Here is a 21,358-nt window from a genome sequence, read left to right on the forward strand (position 1 = left end):
ACCGTGTTAATCCGACATCCCGGCGGTGCCGAATGCGTCCATCCCCGCTAGCCTGTGCGTTATGGGTGACCTGCGACTCGTCGAACTGTCCGCCGCCACCATCGTGGCGGTCAACAATATGTCGCTGAAGCCCGGGCAGGAGGAGTACCTGTCCCCCGTCAGCTACGGCATCGCCGCGACGGTGGTCAATCCGCAGACGACCTGGCAGCGCGTCGTGCTCGACGGCGAGGAGGTCGTCGCCTTCGTGAGCGGCAACTTCGACCCCGACGCCCCGCAGGAGCACTTCCGCTCGGTCCTGTGGCGCATCAACGTCGACGCCGACGACCAGGGCCGCGGCGTCGGCCGGTTCGCGGTCGCAGGACTCCTGGAGGAGGCCCGCAACCGGGGCATGGACCACGTCAACGTCATCTACGAGGCGGGCGAGGGCGGCCCGCAGGCATTCTTCGAGCGCGTGGGCTTCACACCGGTCGGGGAGACCGAGTACGGTGAAGTGATCGCGGAGATGCGCCTGTAAGACGCGGGCGCGACACTCGCTCTGCCACGACGCCGCCCGGACTGGGGCTTCCGAGACCGGCGGCGGGGCCTCGAATACCCCTCCCCCATCGAGGCCTCGTCGCCCTCCGCGGCACCGTCGAAACGCTTCGTCGCGAACGCGCTAGGGTATGCCCGTGCCGAGATTCGATCTGTCCCCCGCCGAGCTCGAGACCTTCGCCCCGGAGGTCCGCGAACCCGCCGACTTCGACGCCTTCTGGGCCGATACCCTCGCCGAGTCACGCCGAGCGGATGCCGCGCCCGTCCTCACCCGTGTCGACACGGCGCTCACCCTGGTCGACGTCTACGACGTCACCTTCCCGGGCTTCGCCGGTGACCCGGTGCGCGCCTGGCTCACCCTCCCGGCGGGTGCAGAGGGCCCGCTGCCGGCCGTCGTGGAGTTCCAGGGCTACGGCGGCGGCCGCGGGGTCGCGGGCGAGCGGGTCAACTGGGCGGTCGCGGGCTATGCCCACCTGTTCATGGACACGCGCGGCCAGGGGTCCATGTGGGGCTCCGGCGGCGACACGCTCGACCCCCACGGCACGGGTCCCTCCTCGTCCGGGTTCATGACCCGCGGCATCGAGGACCCCGCCGCCTACTACTACCGCCGCGTCTACACCGACGCGGTCCGCGCCGTCGACGCGGTGCGCTCGCTCCCGCAGGTCGACGCGGAGCGCGTCGCGGTCTGCGGCGCGAGCCAGGGAGGCGGCATCGCGATCGCCGCGGCCGGACTGTCGGAGGGCCTGGTCGCGGTCATGCCCGACGTGCCGTTCCTGTGCCACTTCGAGCGCGCGGTCGGGCTGACCGGCGACGACCCGTACCAGGAGGTGGTCCGGTATCTGGCCGTCCACCGCGGCGCCGACGACCGGGTGTTCGAGACGCTGTCCTACTTCGACGGGGTCAACATGGCGAAGCGGGCGGATGCCGCGGCCCTGTACTCCGTCGCGCTCATGGACACCATCTGCCCGCCGTCGACGGTGTACGCGGCGTTCAACCGCCACACCGCCGCCACGAAGCGGATCGAGGTCTACACGCACAACGGCCACGAAGGCGGCCAGGCGTTCCAGTTCCCGAAGCAGGCCCGCTTCCTCGCCGGACTCCTCTGACGCACCCCGGCCCTCGTCAGGCCGGAGCCCGGTCGGCGGGCGGGCGCTCGCCCGTGCCGCGCTCGACCACCCACGTCGGCAGCTCCAGTCGGCGCGTGAACCCGGCGGGGTCCTGCATCCGCTCGATCGCGAGCGTCGCCGCGGCGCGTCCGAGCGCCAGCGGGTCGTAGGTGACCACCGACACGCCGAGCACGTCGGCGGTGTCGAAGTCGTCGAAGCCGATGAGGGCGGTGCGGCCGTCGTCGTGGCGGTCGCGCAGCACGCGGAGCGCGCCGACCGTGACCCGGTTGTTGCCGGTGATGATCGCCGTCGGCGCGTCGGGCTGGTCGAGCAGGTCGGCGATGAAGCCGTCGGCCGGCACCGACAGGTCGTCGGCGAGCCGCTCCCATCGGGATGAGTCGTGGATGCCGTAGGCGGCCAGCGCGTCCCGGTAGCCGCGCAGCCGCTCGGCCTGGGTGTAGACGGATGCCGGATTGCAGATGTAGCCGATGCGCCGATGCCCGCGCTCCAGCAGACGCGTCGTGGCGTCGAAGACGCCGCGGTGGTTCTCCAGGACGAGGCAGTCGGCGACGAGGTTGCGTGCCGGTCGGTCGATCGCGATGACCGGGGTCCCCAGGTGGCGCTCCCCCTCGAGGTAGGACTGGTCCTCGGCGACGGGGATCAGCAGCAGCGCCCCCAGTCGCTGACCCAGCAGCGTCTCGGCGACCCGCTCCTCCCCTTCGGCGGTGTCGTCGGTGGTGGCCACCACGAGGGAGAACCCGTTCGCGGACAGCTCGCGCTCGATGCCCGCCGCGACCTTGTAGTAGAAGGGGTTGTTCAGCTCGCCCATGATGAACCCGATCGTGTTCGTCGGGCCGCCCCGCCGCAGATTGCGGGCGAGCGGGTTGGGACGGAAGCGCAGCCGTTTGGCGGCGACGAGCACGCGATCCACCGTGTCGGGGGCGACGAGGTCGCGATGCGTGAACACCCGCGACACCGTCTTGGAACTCACGCCCGCCAGACGGGCGACGTCTTCGAGCGTTGCGCGCTGCTGAACGGTCATCGGTGTGGCCTCCTCGCCGACGCCACCACGCTAGCACCCTCCTCCGGCTGATGTCCACGTAGGACATTTCACAGACATTCGGACGGCCTCCGCGCGACAGGTGGAGCAAATACACCTGGTCGTAACATTTTATTTCTCACGCGTCACATCGCGGACAGGCTTAGACAGCGCTGACATCCGACGCTTGCGAAACCGCTTCGAATGCCTTTAGCCTGACGGCGCGACGAACCACGCAACGGTGCGAACAGCCGCACCGGAAAGTTCAAGGGCGAACCTGACAAGGAGCATCACATGGCCAAGAAGGCACTCGCGGGCATCGCGCTCGCGGCCACCGCCGCGGTCGCGCTGAGCGGCTGCGCCGGCGGCGGGGCCGGCGACGACGCCGACAACACGATCGACGGCGAGGTGAAGGGCGACATCAAGGTCGTCACCTGGCGCACCGACCTCGTCGAGGACGGCACGTTCGAGAAGTACGCGGAGGAGTTCAACAAGAAGTACCCGGACGTGAACGTGACGTTCGAGGGCATCACCGACTACGCCGGCGAGATGCTCACGCGCATGAGCACGACCAACTACGGGGACGTCATCGGGATCCCCGCGATCAAGCCGGAGCAGTACGAGCAGTTCCTCGAGCCCCTCGGCGAGACGTCGGACTTCGAGGACACGTACCGCTTCCTCCCCGCCGCGAGCTACGACGGCACCCAGTACGGCATCGCCTGGGGAGGCAACGCCAACGGCGTCGTCTACAACAAGCGCATCTTCGAAGAGGCCGGCGTCACCGAGCTGCCGACCTCCGAGGCGGAGTGGCTGGATGCCCTGCAGCAGGTGAAGGACGACACCGACGCGATCCCGCTGTACACGAACTACAAGGACGGCTGGCCGCTGACGCAGAGCTTCGGCAACCTCGGTGTCGTCACCGACGATGCCGACGCGCCGATCACCATGGCGGAGGATCCCGCGCCGTGGACCGAGGGCACCGACGTCTACGCGATCGACTCGCTGCTGTACGAATCGGTGGCGGCGGGCCTGACCGAGGACGACCCGCTCACCACCAACTGGGAGCAGTCCAAGGTCGACCTCGGCACCGGAAAGATCGCCGCGATGACGCTCGGATCGTGGGCGATCTCGCAGATGCAGGCGGCCGCCGAGGACAACGGCGCATCCGCCGACGACATCGGCTACATGGCGTTCCCGGCGAACGTCGACGGCCGGCAGCTCGCGGTGATCGGCGGGGACTACAACCTCGCGGTCAGCAAGCACTCCAAGGCCAAGGCGGCGGCGTGGGCCTGGATCCAGTGGGTGGTCGAGGACTCCGGCTACACCGAGGCGCAGGGCATGATCTCGCCGGTGCTCGACAAGCCGCTCCCCGAGAACCTGCAGGGCTTCGAGGAGGCGGGCGTCGAGCTGATGGAGATCAACCCCGCCCCGGCCGGCAAGGAGGGACTCATCAACAACATCGCCGATGACTCCCAGATCGACCTGTACGGCCCGATCTACCGGCAGAAGCTCGTCGACATCGCCCGCGGCGCGGCCGACGGCGACAAGGAGAGCTACTTCGCCGAGCTGAACGAGCGCTGGGGCGCGTCGGTCGAGAAGCCCGCGGGCTGAGCGGACGGGGACGGCACTCATGGCCATCGCGACACCTGGTGCGGCACCGGCGGATGCCCCTGCCGTCCTCTCCGCGCCCGCGCGGGCGCGGAGATTCGGCGGAGGAATCCGCCGGGTCGGCCGCCCGCGCGGCGGCTCCGCCGGGCGGAGCATCCTGCAGCACCTCACCCCGTGGCTCTTCCTCGCCGCGGCGGTGGGCTTCCTGCTGCTGTTCACCTACTGGCCGGCGGTGAACCTCTTCTACTTCAGCGTCACGGACTGGGACGGCATCGATCTCGAGAAGGACTTCGTCGGGCTCGACAACTACGTGCAGGTGTTCACCGACCCGCGGATCTTCTCCGTCTTCGGCGTGAGCCTCTACTACTTCTTCGCGTCCTTCGCGCAGATGGCGATCGCGCTCTACTTCGCGACGATCCTCAGCTTCTCGACGCGCTTCTCCAACCTCTTCCGCGGCATCCTGTTCTTCCCCTACCTCATCAACGGCGTCGCGATCGGCTTCGTGTTCCTCTACCTCTTCCAGCCCGGTGGGACGCTCGACACCGTCCTCAGCTGGTTCGGCGTCAGCGACCCGCCGCAGTGGCTCGGCAACCCCGACGTCGTCAACTGGTCGCTGGCGGGCACGTCGGTGTGGCGCTACACGGGCATGAACTTCGTGCTGTTCCTGGGTGCCATCCAGTCCATCCCGCACGAGCTGTACGAGGCGGCCGAGCTCGATGGGGCGAGCCGCTGGCAGCAGTTCTGGGCGATCATCTTCCCCGGCATCCGGCGCGTGGTCGGCCTGTCGTTCATCCTCGCGATCGCCGGCAGCCTCAGCGTCTTCGAGATCCCTTTCATCATGACCGGCGGCGCCAACGGATCGGCGACCTTCGTGATCCAGACGCTCCAGACCGCGTTCACCTTCCGGCAGGTGGGCCTCGCCTCCGCCATGGCCGTCGTGCTCCTGGCGATCGTGCTGGTCGTCACCTGGATCCAGCGAAAGGTGTTCCCCGACGAGAAGGTCGACCTGACATGACCATCACCGAATCGCCGCGCACCGCCACGACCCCGGCTGCGCCGGCACGCAGCATCCGGGGCCGTTCCCCTCTCGAGCGACTGCGCGGGATCAGCGCGACGACGGCCAAGTACCTGAGCCTCGTCATCGCGTCCGTCGTGACGCTGCTGCCGCTGTCGGTGCTGCTGTTCGCGAGCCTGAAGACGGCGCCCGAGTATGCGCAGACGGGTCCCTTCGACCCGCCGTCGAACTGGCTCAACTTCGACAACTTCGTCACGGCGTTCACCAGCGGCGAGATGCTGGAGGGCTTCGTCAACACGACGATCGTGCTCGTGGTGTCGCTGGCCGGCACGATCTTCATCGGCACCATGGCCGCATACGCGCTGGACCGCTTCGCCTTCCGCGGGAAGAAGCTCGTCTTCGGCCTGTTCCTGGTCGCCACGCTCATCCCCAGCGTGACGAGTCAGGTCGCGACCTTCCAGCTCATCAACGGCCTGGGCCTGTACGACACGAAGGCCGCCCTGATCCTGCTCTTCATGGGCACCGACATCATCGCCATCTACCTGTTCATCCAGTTCATGCAGTCGATCCCGGTGTCGCTCGACGAAGCGGCGATGATCGACGGTGCGAACCGCTGGACCATCTACTGGCGCATCGTGCTGCCGCTCCTCAAGCCCGCCATCGCGACCGTCGTGATCATCAAGGGCATCGCGGTGTACAACGAGTTCTACGCACCCTTCCTCTACCTGCCGTCGGAGGGCCTCATCTCGACGTCGCTGTTCCGGTTCAAGGGACCGTTCGGCGCGCAGTGGGAGGTCATCGCGGCCGGCACCGTGCTCGTCATCATCCCCACCCTCATCGCCTTCCTCCTGCTTCAGCGCTGGATCTACAAGGGCCTCACCTCAGGAGCCGTCAAGTGACCCTCTCCCGCACCTTCCGACAGCTCGACTCGGGCTGGACCCTCCGCGCCGAGTCGGGCCCCGCCCCGGCCGGCTTGGAGGGCCCCGTCCCGGCCGCGGTCCCGGGATGCGTGCACACCGACCTGCTCGCCGCAGACCTCATCCCGGATCCGTTCCTCGACGACAACGAGTCGGCGCTCTCGTGGATCGGCCTCGTGGACTGGACGTACGCGACGTCGTTCGCGTGGGAGCCCGACGGCTCGGACCGCACGGACCTCGTGTTCGAGGGGCTCGACACCGTCGCATCCGTCGCCCTCAACGGCCGGGTGCTCGGGTCCACCGCCAACCAGCACCGTTCCTACCGGTTCGCCGTACGCGACGCACTCGTCGCCGGCGAGAACGAGCTCGTGGTGCGCTTCCGCTCCCCCGTGAAGTACGCGAACGAGCAGAGCGTGGCGCTCGGCGTGCGCCAGCGGCCCTACCCACTGCCGTACGACGCCATCCGCAAGTCCGCCTGCAGCTTCGGGTGGGACTGGGGCATCGCCACCTACACGAGCGGGATCGTGAAGCCCGTCGGCCTCGAATCGTGGTCGGTCGCCCGCCTCGCGCAGACGAGGGTGGTCGCGACGCCCGCAGGCGACGGCGGGACGATCACGGTCGACGTGGAGCTCGAACGGGCGGCGGGTGCGGCATCCGTCCCCCTCTCGGTCAGCGTCGTCGTGAACGGTCCGGGACTCGGCGACGACCTGCCGGGCACGGTCGTGGACGTGGTCGGCGACCGCGCGCAGGTGCGCGTCGACCTGCCCGCCGCCCGGCGCTGGTGGCCGGCGGGGTACGGCGACCAGCCGCTGTACGTGGTGGACGTCCGCCTGCACGGCGACGCCCCGCAGCCGCTGGACGCGACGCACCGGTCCGTGGGATTCCGCGACGTCCGGTGGGACACGACGCCCGACGCGGACGGCACGCCGTTCACCCTCGTCGTCAACGACCAGCCGGTCTTCGTCAAGGGCGTCAACTGGATCCCCGACGATGCCCTCACCGTCCGCGTCACGCGCGACCGGCTTCGGCGCCGGTTCGCGCAGGCCCTGGACGCCAACCTGAATCTGATCAGGGTGTGGGGCGGCGGGCTGTACGAGTCCGACGACTTCTACGAACTGGCCGACGAGCTCGGGCTGCTGGTGTGGCAGGACTTCCTGTTCGCGTGCGCCGCGTACGCCGAGGAGGAGCCGCTGCGGTCCGAGGTCGAGGCGGAGGCGCGCGAGAACATCGTGCGACTCGCCCACCACGCCTCGCTCGTGCTGCTCACCGGCAACAACGAGAACCTGTGGGGCTACGAGGACTGGGGCTGGAAGCTGCGCCTGGACGGCAAGAGCTGGGGCGCGCACTACTATTACGAGCTGTTCCCCGGGCTGGTCGCCGAGCTCGCCCCGCACGTCCCGTATGCGCCGGGCAGCCCGTTCAGCCCGGGGATGGGCTGGGACGGCGAGCGCCAGACCGGCCCCCACCCCAACGACGAGCAGCACGGGTCGATGCACCTGTGGGAGCAGTGGAACCGTCAGGACTGGGCGACCTACCGCGACCACCGGCCGCGGTTCGTCGCCGAATTCGGCTGGCAGGGCCCGCCCACGTGGACGACGCTCACGCGATCGGTCTCGGACGACCCGCTCACACCGGAGTCGCCGGGGATGATCGTGCACCAGAAGGCGATGGAGGGGAACACCAAGCTCACGAACGGGCTGATCCCGCATTTCCGGATGCCTGAGGCCATGGAGGACTGGCACTGGGCGATGCAGCTCAACCAGGCCCTCGCGGTGCGCACCGCGCTCGAGCACTTCCGCTCGTGGGCGCCGCACACGCAGGGCGCCGTCGTCTGGCAGCTCAACGACTGCTGGCCGGTGACCTCGTGGGCCGCGATCGACGGCGACGAGCGGCCGAAGCCGCTGTACTACGGGCTGAAGAACGCCTTCGCGCCGCGTCTGGCGACGATCCAGCCGCGCGACGGCGGCCTGGCCGCGGTGCTGGTCAACGACACCGCCGAGCCGTGGACGGGAGAGCTCGTCGCCCGTCGCCTCGACGTCGCCGGGGACGCGCTCGCCCGCTTCACGTCGCCGGTGTCGCTCGCGCCGCGTGAGACCGTGACCGTGGCCCTGCCGGCCGACGTGGCGACGCCGGCCGACGCGGCGCGCGAGCTCGTGGTCGCGGGAGTCGGCGAGACGCGCGGGTTCTGGTTCTTCGCCGAACCGCGCGACTCGGCCCTCGAGGCGGCAGCGGTCGCGGTGAGCACCGAGCCCGCCGACGGCGGCACCCGCGTGACGCTCACGAGTGCCGGCCTCGTGCGCGACCTCACGCTGCTCGTCGACAAGGTCGACCCGGATGCCGTGGCCTCCGACGCCCTCCTGACGCTGCTGCCCGGCGAGAGCACGACGATCCTCGTGCGGCACGACGGCGCCGCGCTCGAGGCATCCGCTCTGTCCGATCCGCGCGTGCTCCGCACCGCGAACGAACTGGTCGCCTCGTGAGCGCCGAGACGGCCCGCGCGCTCGAGCCGTACGTGGCCGGGATGACGTGGGGGTGGACCGGCGTGCGCGGCACGTGGGGCACGGCAGAGGCATCCGCGTCCCTCCGGGCGATGGCCGACCACGGCGTGAACTCGACGGCGCTGGCGTACTCGGCCCTGCAGGACACCGCGCAGTCAACCGACGTGCGGTTCGGCGACGAGCCGACCGTCACGGACGACGAGATCGTGTGGGCGATCCGTGAGGCGAAGGCGCTCGGGCTCAAGGTGTGCCTCAAGCCCGTCGTCAACGTGGCCGACGGCACGTGGCGCGCGCACATCGGCTTCTTCGACCAGGACGTCCCCGGCGAGCCGACGTGGGCGCAGTGGTTCGCGTCGTACCGTGCGTTCGTCGTCCACGCCGCCCGCATCGCCGAGGCCGAGGGCTGCGAGATGCTCTGCGTCGGCTGCGAGATGGTGCGTGCCGACGCGCGCGAGGCCGAGTGGCGCGAGCTGATCGCGGCGGTCCGAGCCGAGTACTCCGGCATCGTCACGTACAACTGCGACAAGTACCAGGAGGACCGCCTGACCTGGTGGGACGCCGTGGACGTCGTCACGTCGAGCGGGTACTACCCCATCGACCGGTGGGACGCCGAGCTCGACCGCATCGAGCGCGCCGTCGCCGCGACGGGCAAGCCGTTCTTCTTCATGGAGGCCGGGTGCCCCTCGCGCGAGGGGTCGGCGGAGCGTCCGAACGACTGGTCGCTGCCCGGAGCCCCCTCGGCCGAGGAGCAGCTGCGGTATTACAGAGTCATGTTCGACGCGTGCGCGCAGCGCCCGTGGTTGGGGGGATTCATGATGTGGGATTGGCCCGCTCGGCTCTACGACGTGGCGGATGCCGCGCGCAACGACGACTACTGCCTGTACGGCAAGCCCGCGGGCGACCTCCTGCGCGAGCGGTACACCGCGCTGACCGCGGCGGTGACGCGGTGACCGCCGGCGTCCTGGCGATCGACGCCGGGCAGACCGGGATCAAGGTGCGGGTGCGCGAGCAGGACCTGGTGTTCCCCGGCATCCGCACCGACGAGCCGCTGCTCCCCCAGCTGGCGGCCGTCGCCGACGCGACCATCGTGCGCATCGGCGCCGATGTCTCGGTCGTGACCGCCGGGGTCTCCGGGTTGACGACGCGGGAAGCGGATGCCGCGGCCCTCCTCGCCCGCATCGACGACCCCGCGGTGCACGAGGTGATCCTGGCCCACGACTCGACCACGTCGTTCCTCGGCGCGCTGGGCGACGAGCGGGGCGCGGTCGTCGCCGCCGGCACCGGGGTGGTCACCCTCGCCGTCGGAGCCGAGCGCGTGGCCCGAGTCGACGGGTGGGGCTACCTCGTCGGCGATGCCGGCAGCGGCTACTGGATCGGGCGCGAGGCGCTGGACGCGGTCATGCGCGAGTTCGACGGCCGCGGCCCCGCGACGTCGCTGCGCGCCGTGGCCGAGGAGCGCTGGCCCGACCTCAGCCAGGCGTACATCCACATCCAGTCCGACCCCGACCGCGTGCGCCTCGTCGCGTCGTTCGCCGAGCACGTCGCCCGGCTGGCCGCCGAGGGCGACGCGGTGTCGCAGAACATCACCGTCCGCGCCGGCGGCGAGCTCGCCCACAGCGTCGAGACGGCGCTGCGGCGGGTGCGCTCCGACGATCGCGAGCACTTCTCGGTGTGCGCGATCGGCGGCGTCTTCCGCTCGCCGCAGCTGCGCGAGGCCTTCGCCTCGCACATCGCCGCGAGCGAGCTCGACGTCGCCCTCGTGGAGCCCCGCGGCCACGGCATCGACGGCGCCGTCGCGCTCGCGGGCCTCGAGGCGCGGCATCCGCTCGCCCACGCCGTGTCGTTCGCCCACGCCTGAGGGTCGTCGCTCCCTCGCTGTGCGCGCGGATTCCGGATCCGATTGGGCGGGCGCGGACAGCGGGAGCCCGGAGACGGCGGATGCCCCGGCCCCGCGTGGACAGGCGGGCCGGGGCATCCGGGTTCGCGGGCTAGACGAGCGACTCCCGCCAGGCGGCGTGCAGCTGGGCGAACTTGCCCGTGCCGCCGATGAGCGTCTCGGGGGTGTCGTCCTCGATGATGCGGCCGTGCTCCATCACCAGCACGCGGTCGGCGATCGCGACCGTCGAGAGGCGGTGCGCGATGATGATCGCGGTGCGGTCGGCGAGCAGCGTCTGCAGCGCGTCCTGGATCTGCCGCTCCGACGGGATGTCGAGCGAGGCCGTGGCCTCGTCGAGGATGAGCACCGCCGGGTCGGCGAGGAACGCCCGCGCGAACGAGATCAGCTGCCGCTGCCCCGCCGACACGCGGCCGCCGCGCTTGTTGACGTCGGTGTCGTAGCCGTCGGGCAGGCGCTCGATGAAGGCATCCGCCCCCACCGCCCGCGCCGCCGCCTTGATCTCGTCGAGCGTCGCGTCGGGCTTGCCGAGCGCGATGTTGTCGGCGACCGTGCCGCTGAACAGGTACGCCTCCTGCGTGACCATGACGATCGCCCGCCGGAGGTCCTTCGGGTGCATGCGGCGCAGGTCCACGCCGTCGAGCGTCACGGCCCCCTCGGTCGGGTCGTAGAAGCGCGACACCAGCTTGGCGAGCGTGGACTTGCCGGCTCCGGTCGTGCCGACGAGCGCGATCGTCTGCCCCGCGGGGATGTCCAGCGAGAAGTCCGGCAGGATGACGCGGTCGCGGGAGTACCCGAACACCACGTCGTCGAACCGGATGTGGCCCTTCGCCTCCCACAGGTCGACCGGGTCGCGGGGGTCGGGGACGGTCGGCTGCTCCTCGAGCACGCCCGACACCTTCTCCAGCGCCGCCGTCGCGGACTGGTAGGAGTTCAGGAAGAACGCCACCTCCTGCAGCGGCGAGAAGAAGTTGCGCACGTACAGCACCGCCGACAGCAGGAAGCCGATCTCCATCACGCCGCCGGCGACGCGGATGCCGCCCCAGGCGATGACGACCGCGAGGGTGACGGATGCCACGGCCATGAGTCCCGGCTCGAACGTGCCGAAGAGGCGGATCGAACGCATGTTGACGTCGCGGTAGTTCATCGCCTGCACGCCGAACTCCTCGTCGTTGCGGACCTCCTTGCGGAAGGCCTTCACGGCGCGGATGCCGGTCATGGTCTCGACGAACTTGACGATGACGCCGGCGCTGATGACGCGCGACTCGCGGTACACCCGCTGCGAGCGGGTGTAGAACCACCGCATCAGCAGGAACAGCGGGATGCCCATGACCGTCAGGATCAGCCCGGACTGCCAGTCCACGAGGAACAGCGCCACCAGCGTGAACGCGCCGTACAGGATGCCGGACACCAGCTCGTTCAGACCGCCGTCCAGGAGCTCCCGGATGGTGTCGAGGTCGCTCGTCTGGCGCGAGATGATGCGGCCGGACGTGTACGACTCGTGGAACTCAAGGCTCAGCCGCTGCGTGTGCAGGAAGATGCGCTTGCGCAGGTCCAGCATGATCGCCTGGGTGAGGCGCGCGGCGACGACGACGTACCACCCGATGAGGGCGGCGCCGCCGATCGCGGCGACGAGGTAGACGGCGACGACCACGATCGTCGGCATCCAGTCGTTCCGCTCGATGACCGCCGGCAGCGCGTTGTTGATCCCGATGCCGATGAGCCACGGGCCGGCGACGCGCAGCGCCGTCGAGACCACGAGCACGACCGCAGCCAGGATCAGCTGACCGCGCACCGGGGTGATGAGCGACCCGAGCAGGCGCAGCGACCGCTTGCGGATCGCCCTGCTCTCGTCGCGCGTGTAGTCGGAGCGGTCCTCCCCGCTCGTTCCGACGACGGTGGCGCTCACAGGGTCACCTCCCTCTCCCGCATGCGGGCTTCTTCGATCTCAAGACTGGAGATCACGTGCCGGTAGTGCTCGCTGGTGCGCAGCAGCTCGGAGTGGCGGCCGACCGCCGTCACGCGGCCCGCCTCGAGCAGCGCGACCCGGTCGGCGAGCATGACGGTCGACGGACGGTGGGCGACGACGAGCGCCGTCGTCTCGTGGAGCACCTCGCGCAGGGCGTCCTCCACGAGCGCCTCGGTGTCGACGTCGAGCGCCGACAGCGGGTCGTCGAGCACGAGCACCGCGGGGCGCGCGGCGACCGCGCGGGCGAGCGCGAGCCGCTGCCGCTGCCCGCCCGAGAGCGAGAGTCCCTCTTCGCCGATGACCGTGTCGACGCCGTCGGGCAGGTCGTCGACGAACGACGCCTGCGCGACGCCGAGCGCCTCGCGCAGCACGCGCTCGGCCTCGGCGCTGCCGGGCTCGAGGTCCTCACGACCGAGCAGCACGTTGTCGCGCACCGACTGCGAGAAGAGCGTCGCGTCCTCGAACGCCATGCCGATGTGCCGGCGCAGCTCGGCGAGGGTGAGGTCGCGCACGTCGACGCCGTCCAGCGTCACGCGGCCGCCCGTCACGTCGTACAGGCGCGTCGGGAGCGTGGTGAGCGTCGTCTTGCCCGAGCCGGTGAGCCCGACCAGCGCCATGGTCTCGCCGGGGCGCAGCACGAGGTCGACGCCGTCCAGCAGATCGCGCTCGCGGGACGCGGCGTCCTGGTACCGGAAGTGGACGTCCTCGAACGCCAGCTCGCCGCGCGGCTTCGCGATCGACACGGGGTTCTCGGGGTCGACGATCGTGTTCTCCTCGTCGAAGACCTCGAAGATGCGGTCGGTCGCCGTGCGGGCGTCGAGCAGGAACGAGAACAGGAACCCGATGGACTCCATCGGCCAGCGCAGCACGGTCGCCATCGCGAAGAACGCGATCAGCTCGGCGCCCTGCAGCTGACCCATCGCGGTCAGGTAGATGCCGGCGCCGAGGCACAGCGCAAATGCGACGTCGGGCAGCAGCACCAGCCAGAACCAGATCCAGCCGATGGCGCGGGCCTTGCTGAGCTCGGTCTGGCGCAGCGTCTCGGCCTGCCGCGCGAACTTCTGCAGCGCGTGCTTGCCGCGACCGAACGCCTTGAGCACGCGGATGCCGTGCACGCTCTCCTCGACCGACGTGGCGAGGTCGCCCGCCTGGTCCTGCGACTGCCGGGCGAGCGTGCCGTAGGTCTTCTCGAACCGGTAGCCGGCGTACCAGAGGGGCGCCGAGGTGATGAGGAAGATCGTGCCGAGGAGCCAGTGCCAGCGGAACAGCAGCGCGGTTCCGACGGCGATGGTGATCGCGTTCACGACGAGCAGCACCAGGCCGAAGGCGAGCCAGCGGCGGAGCATGCTCATGTCCTGCATCATGCGGCTGAGCAGCTGGCCGGACTGCCAGCGGTCGTGGAACGCGACCGGGAGCCGCTGCAGCCGCGAGTAGAACGTCTGGCGCAGGTCGTACTCGACGAGCGTGGCGGGCCCCAGCACGAACCAGCGGCGCAGCCACACCATGGCGGCCTCGGCGAGGCCCAGGGCGAGGATGGCGGCGGCGCCCCACCCGATGGCGGCGATGTCGCCCGACGAGATCGGGCCGCGGACGACCTGCTCGAGCACGAGCGGGATGCCGAGGGCGAGCAGGCTCGCGACGAGCGCGCTGGCGCCGCCGAGCGCGAGACGCGGAAGCACCGGCTTGACGAAGGGCGTCAACCGGCCGAGGGCCTGGAAGGTGGACAGTTCGGACCGTTGCGGTTCTGATCGCTCAGGGGTGGCGGTGGAGGTCATGATCCTTGTGGGTGGCGGTGATGCGGTGACCCGTCGTCGGGTCGTGTCTGAACGGCGCCCATGGGCGGGCGTCGTCGTGCGAAGGCTCCGAGTGGGGAAACGCTTCGCCGGGCGGCGATATGCCGAAGCCGGCCGAGCCGGGGCGTGCGGAGGAGGCTGCTACCCCTGAATGCGGGGACGCGGCAGCCGGATGGCGGTGCGGGGTCCCGCGGAGCGGAGGACGAGAGCGGCGTTCGCAGCGACGGCGGCCTGAGACATTTCTTCCTCCTTGGGATGAGCGGAATGGGCATGTCGGCACCGCGGGTTTCCTCGCGGTGCGACAGCCGACCAGCCTATACCTGGGAGTTGACTGAACGCAACAACCGCTTTCCGGTCCCCCGGAAAGCGGTTGTCGGCGAGCGGTGTCAGACCACGAGGGCGGGCACACCGGCCTCGCGGTCGAGCAGCCGCTGCTTCACGTCGAGCCCCCACGCGAAGCCGCCGAGCGCGCCCCCGGTGCGCAGCACCCGGTGGCAGGGGACGAACAGCGCGGGCGCGTTGCGCGCGCAGATCGAGGCCGCGGCCCGCACCGCGCTCGGCGACCCGAGCTGCGCGGCGAACTCCGCGTACGTCAGCGGCCGGCCGGGGGCGATGCGCCGCAGAGCGCTCCACCCGGTCAGCTGCATGACCGTGCCGTGCTGCACGACGGGGATGCCGTCGATGGCGGCGAGGTCGCCGTCGTAGTAGGCCGAGACGGCGGCGGCGGCATCCGTTCGCCCTTCCGCCACGGAGGACGGGCGGTCCGATGCCCGCAGACGCTCGAGGATGCGGTCGGCCTCGGAGGTCCAGCCCGATGCGAGCACGCGCCCCTCGTCGTCGGTGAGGATCGTGAACGCCCCGTCGGGGGTGTCGATGGTCTGGATGGTCGCGGTGGTCATGGCATGCCTCCGGTGGTCGGGACGGGCGGGACGGAGAGGACGGATGCGGCGCCCCTGCGCTGCGCGGGGCCCTTCGGCGGGACGGCGCGCCACAGGTGCGCGGTGAGGTAGCTGCGCCATGGCGCCGTGCGCGCCGCCCAGCCGGTGAGGGCGCGCGGCTCGGACGGGAGTCCCGCGGCGGCGGCGCCGGTGCGCACGGCGACGTCGCCGGGGAGGAACACGTCGGGGTCGGCGAGGACGCGCATGCGCACGTAGTCGGCGGTCCACGGGCCGATGCCGGGCATGGCCAGGAGCGCGGCCCGCTGCTCGACGGCGTCGTCGCCGGTCGTCAGCGTGAGGGAGCCGTCGGCGAGGGCCGCCGCCGCCTCGGTGATCGCGCGGATGCGGGCGGCGGGCCCGCGCAGTACCTCGTGGCCGCGGTCGGCGATGGCCGCCATCGTCGGGAACAGCTTCACCGTGCCCTCGGCCCCGTCCACGTCGTCGCCGAGCGCCGTCGTGAGCTGCGTGAGCGCAGTGCGCGCCGCCGCCACCGTGATCTGCTGCCCGACCATCGCGCGGATGAGCATCTCGTGCGGATCGGCGGCCCCCGGCACCCGGATGCCGGGCAGGTCCGCCACCAGCGGCGCGAGCTCGGGATGCTCACCGAGCGCCTCGTCGACCGCGACGGGATCGGCGTCGAGGTCGAACAGCCGCCGGGCCCGCGTGACGAGGGTCGAGAGGTCGGCGAGGTTCGTCAGGCGGGCCCGAAGCCGCACGCGTCCGGCATCGTCGACACGCAGCTCGAACCACGCCGGCCCGTGCGGCAGCCGCAGCGTGCGGGCGAACGACGTCGAGGTCGCCACCTCGGCGCCCGGCACGGCGCGGGCCGCCATCCACGCGAAGAGCCCGTCGGCATCGAGCGACCCGCGATGCGGCAGCACGAGGTCGATCGCGCCGAGCATCGCGTCCTCCGGCGCGCTGGAGGGGCGCGGCAGGCGGCGCCGGGCGCGCAGCTCGAGCGGCGACAGGCCGAACACCTCACGGACGGTGTCGTTGAACTGCCGCACGCTCGCGAACCCCGACGAGAACGCGACGTCCGCCGCGGGCAGGTCGGTGCCCACCAGGAGCATGCGGGCCGTCTGCGCCCGGTGCGCGCGGCTGAGCGCGAGCGGACCGGCGCCGAGCTCGGCGGTGAGCAGGCGCGACAGGTGGCGCGGCGAGTAGCTCAGCCGCCGGGCGAGGCCCGGCACGCCCTCGCGCTCGACGACGCCGTCGGCGATGAGCCGCATCGCGCGGCCGGCGGTGTCGCCGCGGAGATTCCACTGCGGCGACCCCGGCGCGGCCTCGGGCAGGCACCGCTTGCACGCGCGGTAGCCGGCCTCGTGGGCGGCGGCGCTCGTGGGGTAGAACGTGACGTTCGACGCCTTCGGCGTGCGCGCGGGGCAGCTGGGACGGCAGTAGATGCCGGTCGACCGCACCGCCGTGACGAACTGGCCGTCGAAGCGCGCATCGCGCGAGTCGATCGCGCGGTACCTCTCGTCGAACGTCATCGCCAGGCTCATGTCCCTAGCCTGACACGCTCCCCCGACATCGGCTCGCGGAAATCGGACACGACGGTGACGCCCCGCGAGGCAGGCCGCGCGCCGCCCGCAGACGACGAAGCGGCCGGTCGCGGCCCCGCCGCGAAGCGGGGCGACGACCGGCCGCCGAAGTCCGTCGGTTCAGCCGCCGGCGAGCTGCTGGTCGAGGTCCTGGATGGCACGCATCATGCCCAGCAGAGCCTCCGACATGTCGTTGATGCCGTCCACCGCACCCTTCAGACCCGTCGTCAGCTCGGAATAGCCCTCACCGAACTTCCCCGACGCGTGCTGCGTCTTGAAGTCCTCACCCAGCAGCGTGTCCACCTGGCTCTTCAGCGCGTCCAGCTGACCCTGGATGTCATCACGAGCCTGCGACAGCGACGACGCCACCTGCTCCATCTCCGCATACGAGGCACCGAAATCCGCCATCGTCAACTCCCTCACTCAGATAACCCGACCCAGCCGGCCGATGCCCTCCACGCTAACCCGGGCCGGCGCCGGGGCCCATGGGGACCATTCCCCATCCGGCGCTCACGCCGTTCGTCCGCCTCGGGGCGTGAGGTCCTCACGGGGCGCCATCGTGATGCCGAGCAGTCCGATGCGCACGTCCCGGGCGCGCACGAGCTCCGGCTCGGTGATGAGCCCCCGCTCCGCGAGGACGGCCAGCGCACCCTGGACGTCCGCGTAGATGCGGGCGCGCTCGTCGGGAGGCATCCCTTCGACGGCCTTCTCGAGGGCCGTGAGGCTCCGCCGCCATCGATCCGTGCCGGTGTGCGCGGGACCGCGGAACAGTACGAGATGCAGCACGCCCACGGCCACGTCTGCCGCGAGGCCCACGATGCCGATCGGGGCGTCGGCGGCGCCCTGTGCGATCGCCAGCGCGGCGACGGCGGTGGCGATCGCGGACGGGACGAGGTGGAGCGCCCCCAGCAGCCGGTGGATGCCGGGCTCGGTGCCGAGCGATTCGCGGATCTCGGTGAGGATGCCGTTCGCGCCGAGGAGGGCGGCGATCCCGGCGAGCATGCCGGCCCACCCGACCAGCGCGGTCTCTGTGCGGTCGAAGAGCCAGGGCAGCAGCATCAGCAGCGCCACCACGGGCAGCGTGAAACTCGCGATGTGCGACAGGGTGAGCAGGCACCCCCAGGCGGGCGCGACGTTCTTCGCGAGGTCCTTCCACGCCGCCGGCGGCGCGAAGAAGGCCAGCGCGCGGCGCGCGTCGGGCACGTGGTGCAGGGCGCGGGCCTCGAGCTTCCACCAGTCCAGCGGCGTCCACGCGCTCACCCTGCGCGCGTACGCCGTCGCGGGCGCGTCGGTCATACCCGCCACAGTCCTTCCGGGTCCTGCGCGGACTGGACGAGGGCGGGCACGTCGAGCAGGCCGGACGGCGTCCAGGGCGCGCCGTCGATGCGCACGGTGTCGAGCAGGTCCTCCACCCGCGCGGCGGACAGCGCGATCGCCGCCGGGTCGAGCGGTCCCAGGACGGCGAAGAACGACGCGCCGGTGGTCATGAAGAGCCAGCGGACCACGCCGCGGCCGTCCTCGTCCATGAGGGTGACCGAGCAGCCCTCGCCGAGACCGGCCGAGCGGGCAGGCCGGATCCGAGGAGCGAGGACCGACGGCGGCCAGAGGTACCGCCGCTGCTCGTCGGCATCCGGTTCCCAGTCGGCCAGGGTGAGGCGCAGTGGCGCCCACGACCACGTGGCCGGCTCGAAGGTGAGCAGGTTGGTGCCGGGACCGGATGCCGCCGACCGCTGCGCACGCGCGAGAGCCCGGGCCAGGACCTCCGTCTCCTGCGGGGGGAGGTCGTGGAGCCCGGCCATCCGCGCCGCCGCTTCGGCGGCCCAGGCCTCGACGTCACCGGAGCCGAGGTCGGCTCCGGGCAGCGGGACGACGGTCGCGGCGTCGAAGCCGAAGTCGACGCGCGTCATCGCCCGGTCCACGCGAACGTCAGCACGTGCGCGTCCATCAGGGACAGCCAGTTCTTCATGTACGGGTCCTCGTCGGGGTCGACGTCCGTCGGGTGGACCAGCGTCGCCGTGAGCTGGAGGGCCTTGGTGCGGCGGGATCCCGGCAGGGGCGTGAGGTACACGATCGTGTAGGCACCGGCCGACTCCCCCGACAGCTCCACGGTGCGACGATCCGTCCAGCGGAGGAACTGCCGGCTGCCCTCGAGCGCGCGGGCGCCGCGCCGCTCGACGGCGTCGGCGACCATGGCGTCCAGGGACACGCCGGGCGCTCCCTCGGTGATCGTGCCGAGCACGCTGATGGGGACCGTCGACCACTGCGGGGCATCCTCACCCGCCATGATCATCACGAACGCCCCCTGACGCCGCGCCGCCCCGAGCGCGCCGGTGACGTGGGTCTCCAGCGCGGCGTACACGTCGGGCCGGTGCGCCTCGCGCAGCCGCGCCTTCGCCCGGTCCAGCAGCGCACGCTCGGTCGCGCCGGAGGTGTCGTACATGGTCCAGCCCTCGGGCAGCGTCATCCGGAACTCGGGGACTCCCGGACGCCCGCCGGCGAGCTGATCGCGCAGTGAACTCACCCGCTCCACCCTGCCACAGTCGACCCGGTCACCACGTCGGGTAGGCGATGCGGTCCATGCCCGTCGCCAGCTCCACGGTGCCCTGCAGGCCGCCGGCGAGCGTGGCGATGTTGTTGTAGTGGGCACCCAGGCCGCTGAAGGCGTAGGTGAGCTGCTCGCCCGTGGTGCCGAGGGCTCCGATGACCTCCCACATGAAGGGATCCTGTCCGGTCATCACCGTGCTCAGGATGTCGTCGAAGGAGTTCACCACGTACCCGGCCTCCGGGCCCAGCGAGCGCATGTTCGAGATCCACTGACCCGGGCTGCGCGATCCCATGCTCAGCGTCCACCGGGCGAAGTCGTCGCCGTACGACATGCCGCCCGTGGGAAGGCCCGCCCACGCCCGCATGCCGGCCCCGAAGCCGCCACTGGCGAACTCGCCGAACGCGCCGAACGGGAGCACGCCGAGCACCGCGAGGCCGACCTCCCAGAGCGCGGCATCGCCGCGCGAGTACTGCCAGAGCGTTCCCGCGAGCGTGAGCACGCCGACGGCGAGCGCCAGCAGGGCGACGATGGGTCCGCCGACCACCATCGCGAGCACGGCGAGCACGACGCCCGCGACCGCGAGCACGTCCAGCGCGAAGTCGACGAAGCCGTCGAGGTTGTCGCGCCAGCCGTCTTTGATCGCGTTGGCGTTCGAGGACCGCACGCCTTCGACGGCCGCATCGAACGCGGTCTCCCACCGGTCGTACTGCTCGTCGAAGTCGTCGGCGGCGCCCTTCCACAGTGCGTAGGCGGCGTCCTTGTCGCCCTCGGCGGACTCCACGGCGTTGTCGTGGGTGCGCTCCGCCTCGGTGCGGGCGGAGTCGTCGTCGCCGGATCCCTCGGGGTAGGGCACCGGCGCCATCTGCGCGCTCTGCCACTCGCTGAGGGCCTGCTGGTAGTTCTGCCAGTAGGTGTCGGCGTCGGGCACGGTCACCTTCATGAGCGCCTTGACCGCGGCCAGCTCCGAGCCGTAGTCCCGCACGAACGGACCGACCGCCTGGTACAGCTCCGCCGCCCGGCCGAGCTCGACGTTGACCTCCCCGCTCAGCTCGCGGAGCTTGTCGACCGCCTTGCCCTCCATGTCGGCGCCGTCGTCGACGAGCCGCGTGAGCAGCGTCTCGGCCTCCGACATGGCGGCGCCGAGGTTGATGATCTGCTGGCCGCGTTCGCGGACGTCGTCGCCGTTGCCCGACACGACCTCGATCGGGCGTCCCTTCGGGGATTGATGGATCGCCATCTACTCGCCCACTTCCTGCATCTGCGCCGCGAGCTCTGCGGCCACCTGGGTGTCGAAGTCGCCGAAGCCCTCGAGGACCGTCTTGGCCTGCTCGGTGACCGCCTTCAGGCCCTCGTTGAGCTTGTTGCGCCGGTCGTCCCAGCGCTCCTCGAAGTCGTCGGTCTTGTCGCGGAGGTCGCTGCGACCGTACGGCGACCCGATGTCATGGCTGAGGTCGCTCCGCCGCTTGGACGCCGACTCGAACTCGGTCTGCGTCGCGAGCAGGTTGGTGTACAGCGCACCGAGCTCGTCGTATGAGATCTTCACCGACACGTGTGTTCACTCCCAAGGCCGTGATCGAACGAGAGGACGCGTGGGGAACCGTGGTTCCCCACGCGTGAAGTCCGTCGGTTCAGCCGCCGGCGAGCTGCTGGTCGAGGTCCTGGATGGCACGCATCATGCCCAGCAGAGCCTCCGACATGTCGTTGATGCCGTCCACCGCACCCTTCAGACCCGTCGTCAGCTCGGAATAGCCCTCACCGAACTTCCCCGACGCGTGCTGCGTCTTGAAGTCCTCACCCAGCAGCGTGTCCACCTGGCTCTTCAGCGCGTCCAGCTGACCCTGGATGTCATCACGAGCCTGCGACAGCGACGACGCCACCTGCTCCATCTCCGCATACGAGGCACCGAAATCCGCCATCGTCAACTCCCTCACTCAGGTAACCCGACCCACCCCGGGCGGGACACT

The 21,358-nt window shown here is 71.0% G+C and carries 20 protein-coding genes; 8 read left to right on the top strand and 12 right to left on the bottom strand.

Annotated features, from left to right (window positions below):
- Nucleotides 1-61: 61 nt before the first annotated feature.
- Together ACZBH1_RS02040 and ACZBH1_RS02045 are read left to right on the top strand one after the other, a co-directional pair.
- Nucleotides 62-514, top strand: coding sequence for a GNAT family N-acetyltransferase (locus tag ACZBH1_RS02040; protein ID WP_336398319.1), 453 nt, complete (start codon nt 62-64; stop codon nt 512-514).
- A 154-nt stretch (nt 515-668) separates the two neighbouring features.
- Complete coding sequence (locus ACZBH1_RS02045) at nt 669-1,637, top strand: acetylxylan esterase (RefSeq protein WP_336398318.1); 969 nt, start codon at nt 669-671, stop codon at nt 1,635-1,637.
- A gap of 16 nt (nt 1,638-1,653) precedes the next feature.
- Here the strand turns inward: ACZBH1_RS02045 and ACZBH1_RS02050 are convergent, their stop codons facing one another.
- The gene (locus ACZBH1_RS02050) at nt 1,654-2,679 is read right to left on the bottom strand and encodes a LacI family DNA-binding transcriptional regulator (RefSeq protein WP_336398317.1); all 1,026 of its coding nucleotides are present in this window, start codon (nt 2,677-2,679) and stop codon (nt 1,654-1,656) included.
- A gap of 291 nt (nt 2,680-2,970) precedes the next feature.
- Here ACZBH1_RS02050 and ACZBH1_RS02055 point away from each other — a divergent pair, with 291 nt between their 5' ends.
- The 6 genes from ACZBH1_RS02055 to ACZBH1_RS02080 are packed head-to-tail and all read left to right on the top strand — an operon-like array spanning nt 2,971 to nt 10,572.
- Nucleotides 2,971-4,287, top strand: a complete 1,317-nt coding sequence (locus ACZBH1_RS02055) for an ABC transporter substrate-binding protein (protein WP_463645329.1) — start codon at nt 2,971-2,973, stop codon at nt 4,285-4,287.
- Nucleotides 4,288-4,306: 19 nt separating this feature from the next.
- On the top strand, nt 4,307-5,299 hold the full coding sequence (locus ACZBH1_RS02060) for a carbohydrate ABC transporter permease (RefSeq protein WP_463645330.1): 993 nt from the start codon (nt 4,307-4,309) through the stop codon (nt 5,297-5,299).
- Nucleotides 5,296-6,198, top strand: coding sequence for a carbohydrate ABC transporter permease (locus ACZBH1_RS02065; RefSeq protein WP_336398314.1), 903 nt, complete (start codon nt 5,296-5,298; stop codon nt 6,196-6,198). The genes ACZBH1_RS02060 and ACZBH1_RS02065 overlap by 4 nt, the downstream gene beginning before the upstream one ends.
- Nucleotides 6,195-8,696, top strand: a complete 2,502-nt coding sequence (locus tag ACZBH1_RS02070; RefSeq protein ID WP_463645331.1) for a glycoside hydrolase family 2 protein — start codon at nt 6,195-6,197, stop codon at nt 8,694-8,696. Before ACZBH1_RS02065 ends, ACZBH1_RS02070 begins: the two co-directional genes overlap by 4 nt.
- Nucleotides 8,693-9,664, top strand: a complete 972-nt coding sequence (locus ACZBH1_RS02075; RefSeq protein WP_463645332.1) for a glycoside hydrolase family 113 — start codon at nt 8,693-8,695, stop codon at nt 9,662-9,664. The genes ACZBH1_RS02070 and ACZBH1_RS02075 overlap by 4 nt, the downstream gene beginning before the upstream one ends.
- Nucleotides 9,661-10,572: an N-acetylglucosamine kinase gene (locus ACZBH1_RS02080; protein WP_452325166.1), complete on the top strand. Its 912-nt coding sequence runs from the start codon at nt 9,661-9,663 to the stop codon at nt 10,570-10,572. Before ACZBH1_RS02075 ends, ACZBH1_RS02080 begins: the two co-directional genes overlap by 4 nt.
- A 130-nt stretch (nt 10,573-10,702) precedes the next feature.
- Here ACZBH1_RS02080 and ACZBH1_RS02085 read toward each other — a convergent pair whose 3' ends face one another.
- From ACZBH1_RS02085 to ACZBH1_RS02135, 11 genes are all read right to left on the bottom strand, one after another.
- Entirely contained in the window at nt 10,703-12,517 is a 1,815-nt protein-coding gene (locus ACZBH1_RS02085) for an ABC transporter ATP-binding protein (protein ID WP_463645333.1), read from the bottom strand.
- Nucleotides 12,514-14,352 (bottom strand): ABC transporter ATP-binding protein, encoded by a 1,839-nt coding sequence (locus ACZBH1_RS02090; RefSeq protein ID WP_336398309.1) that lies wholly within the window; start codon nt 14,350-14,352, stop codon nt 12,514-12,516. Before ACZBH1_RS02090 ends, ACZBH1_RS02085 begins: the two co-directional genes overlap by 4 nt.
- A 404-nt stretch (nt 14,353-14,756) precedes the next feature.
- A complete protein-coding gene (locus tag ACZBH1_RS02095; protein ID WP_463645334.1) occupies nt 14,757-15,269 on the bottom strand; it encodes a methylated-DNA--[protein]-cysteine S-methyltransferase in 513 nt (170 codons plus the stop codon).
- A complete protein-coding gene (locus ACZBH1_RS02100; RefSeq protein ID WP_463645335.1) occupies nt 15,266-16,810 on the bottom strand; it encodes a DNA-3-methyladenine glycosylase 2 family protein in 1,545 nt (514 codons plus the stop codon). Before ACZBH1_RS02100 ends, ACZBH1_RS02095 begins: the two co-directional genes overlap by 4 nt.
- 159 nt (nt 16,811-16,969) lie before the next feature.
- Nucleotides 16,970-17,257, bottom strand: a complete 288-nt coding sequence (locus ACZBH1_RS02105) for a WXG100 family type VII secretion target (protein WP_194397663.1) — start codon at nt 17,255-17,257, stop codon at nt 16,970-16,972.
- A gap of 102 nt (nt 17,258-17,359) precedes the next feature.
- Complete coding sequence (locus ACZBH1_RS02110) at nt 17,360-18,145, bottom strand: hypothetical protein (RefSeq protein WP_463645336.1); 786 nt, start codon at nt 18,143-18,145, stop codon at nt 17,360-17,362.
- On the bottom strand, nt 18,142-18,756 hold the full coding sequence (locus tag ACZBH1_RS02115) for a hypothetical protein (protein ID WP_463645337.1): 615 nt from the start codon (nt 18,754-18,756) through the stop codon (nt 18,142-18,144). Before ACZBH1_RS02115 ends, ACZBH1_RS02110 begins: the two co-directional genes overlap by 4 nt.
- Complete coding sequence (locus ACZBH1_RS02120; protein ID WP_336398304.1) at nt 18,753-19,370, bottom strand: hypothetical protein; 618 nt, start codon at nt 19,368-19,370, stop codon at nt 18,753-18,755. Before ACZBH1_RS02120 ends, ACZBH1_RS02115 begins: the two co-directional genes overlap by 4 nt.
- A gap of 28 nt (nt 19,371-19,398) precedes the next feature.
- A complete protein-coding gene (locus ACZBH1_RS02125) occupies nt 19,399-20,631 on the bottom strand; it encodes a hypothetical protein (RefSeq protein WP_378882238.1) in 1,233 nt (410 codons plus the stop codon).
- Complete coding sequence (locus ACZBH1_RS02130) at nt 20,632-20,937, bottom strand: hypothetical protein (RefSeq protein ID WP_336398302.1); 306 nt, start codon at nt 20,935-20,937, stop codon at nt 20,632-20,634.
- Between the two features lie 85 nt (nt 20,938-21,022).
- Nucleotides 21,023-21,310: a WXG100 family type VII secretion target gene (locus tag ACZBH1_RS02135; RefSeq protein WP_194397663.1), complete on the bottom strand. Its 288-nt coding sequence runs from the start codon at nt 21,308-21,310 to the stop codon at nt 21,023-21,025.
- Between the last annotated feature and the right edge of the window lie 48 nt (nt 21,311-21,358).

The organism is Microbacterium sp. ZXT2-5 (assembly GCF_055329545.1).

Coding starts and splice junctions, on each gene's coding strand:
- ACZBH1_RS02040 (WP_336398319.1), top strand. CDS start 62: ATGGGTGACCTGCGACTCGTCGAACTGTCCGCCGCCACCATCGTGGCG.
- ACZBH1_RS02050 (WP_336398317.1), bottom strand. CDS start 2,679: ATGACCGTTCAGCAGCGCGCAACGCTCGAAGACGTCGCCCGTCTGGCG.
- ACZBH1_RS02055 (WP_463645329.1), top strand. CDS start 2,971: ATGGCCAAGAAGGCACTCGCGGGCATCGCGCTCGCGGCCACCGCCGCG.
- ACZBH1_RS02060 (WP_463645330.1), top strand. CDS start 4,307: ATGGCCATCGCGACACCTGGTGCGGCACCGGCGGATGCCCCTGCCGTC.
- ACZBH1_RS02065 (WP_336398314.1), top strand. CDS start 5,296: ATGACCATCACCGAATCGCCGCGCACCGCCACGACCCCGGCTGCGCCG.
- ACZBH1_RS02090 (WP_336398309.1), bottom strand. CDS start 14,352: ATGACCTCCACCGCCACCCCTGAGCGATCAGAACCGCAACGGTCCGAA.
- ACZBH1_RS02095 (WP_463645334.1), bottom strand. CDS start 15,269: ATGACCACCGCGACCATCCAGACCATCGACACCCCCGACGGGGCGTTC.
- ACZBH1_RS02100 (WP_463645335.1), bottom strand. CDS start 16,810: ATGAGCCTGGCGATGACGTTCGACGAGAGGTACCGCGCGATCGACTCG.
- ACZBH1_RS02105 (WP_194397663.1), bottom strand. CDS start 17,257: ATGGCGGATTTCGGTGCCTCGTATGCGGAGATGGAGCAGGTGGCGTCG.
- ACZBH1_RS02110 (WP_463645336.1), bottom strand. CDS start 18,145: ATGACCGACGCGCCCGCGACGGCGTACGCGCGCAGGGTGAGCGCGTGG.
- ACZBH1_RS02115 (WP_463645337.1), bottom strand. CDS start 18,756: ATGACGCGCGTCGACTTCGGCTTCGACGCCGCGACCGTCGTCCCGCTG.
- ACZBH1_RS02125 (WP_378882238.1), bottom strand. CDS start 20,631: ATGGCGATCCATCAATCCCCGAAGGGACGCCCGATCGAGGTCGTGTCG.
- ACZBH1_RS02135 (WP_194397663.1), bottom strand. CDS start 21,310: ATGGCGGATTTCGGTGCCTCGTATGCGGAGATGGAGCAGGTGGCGTCG.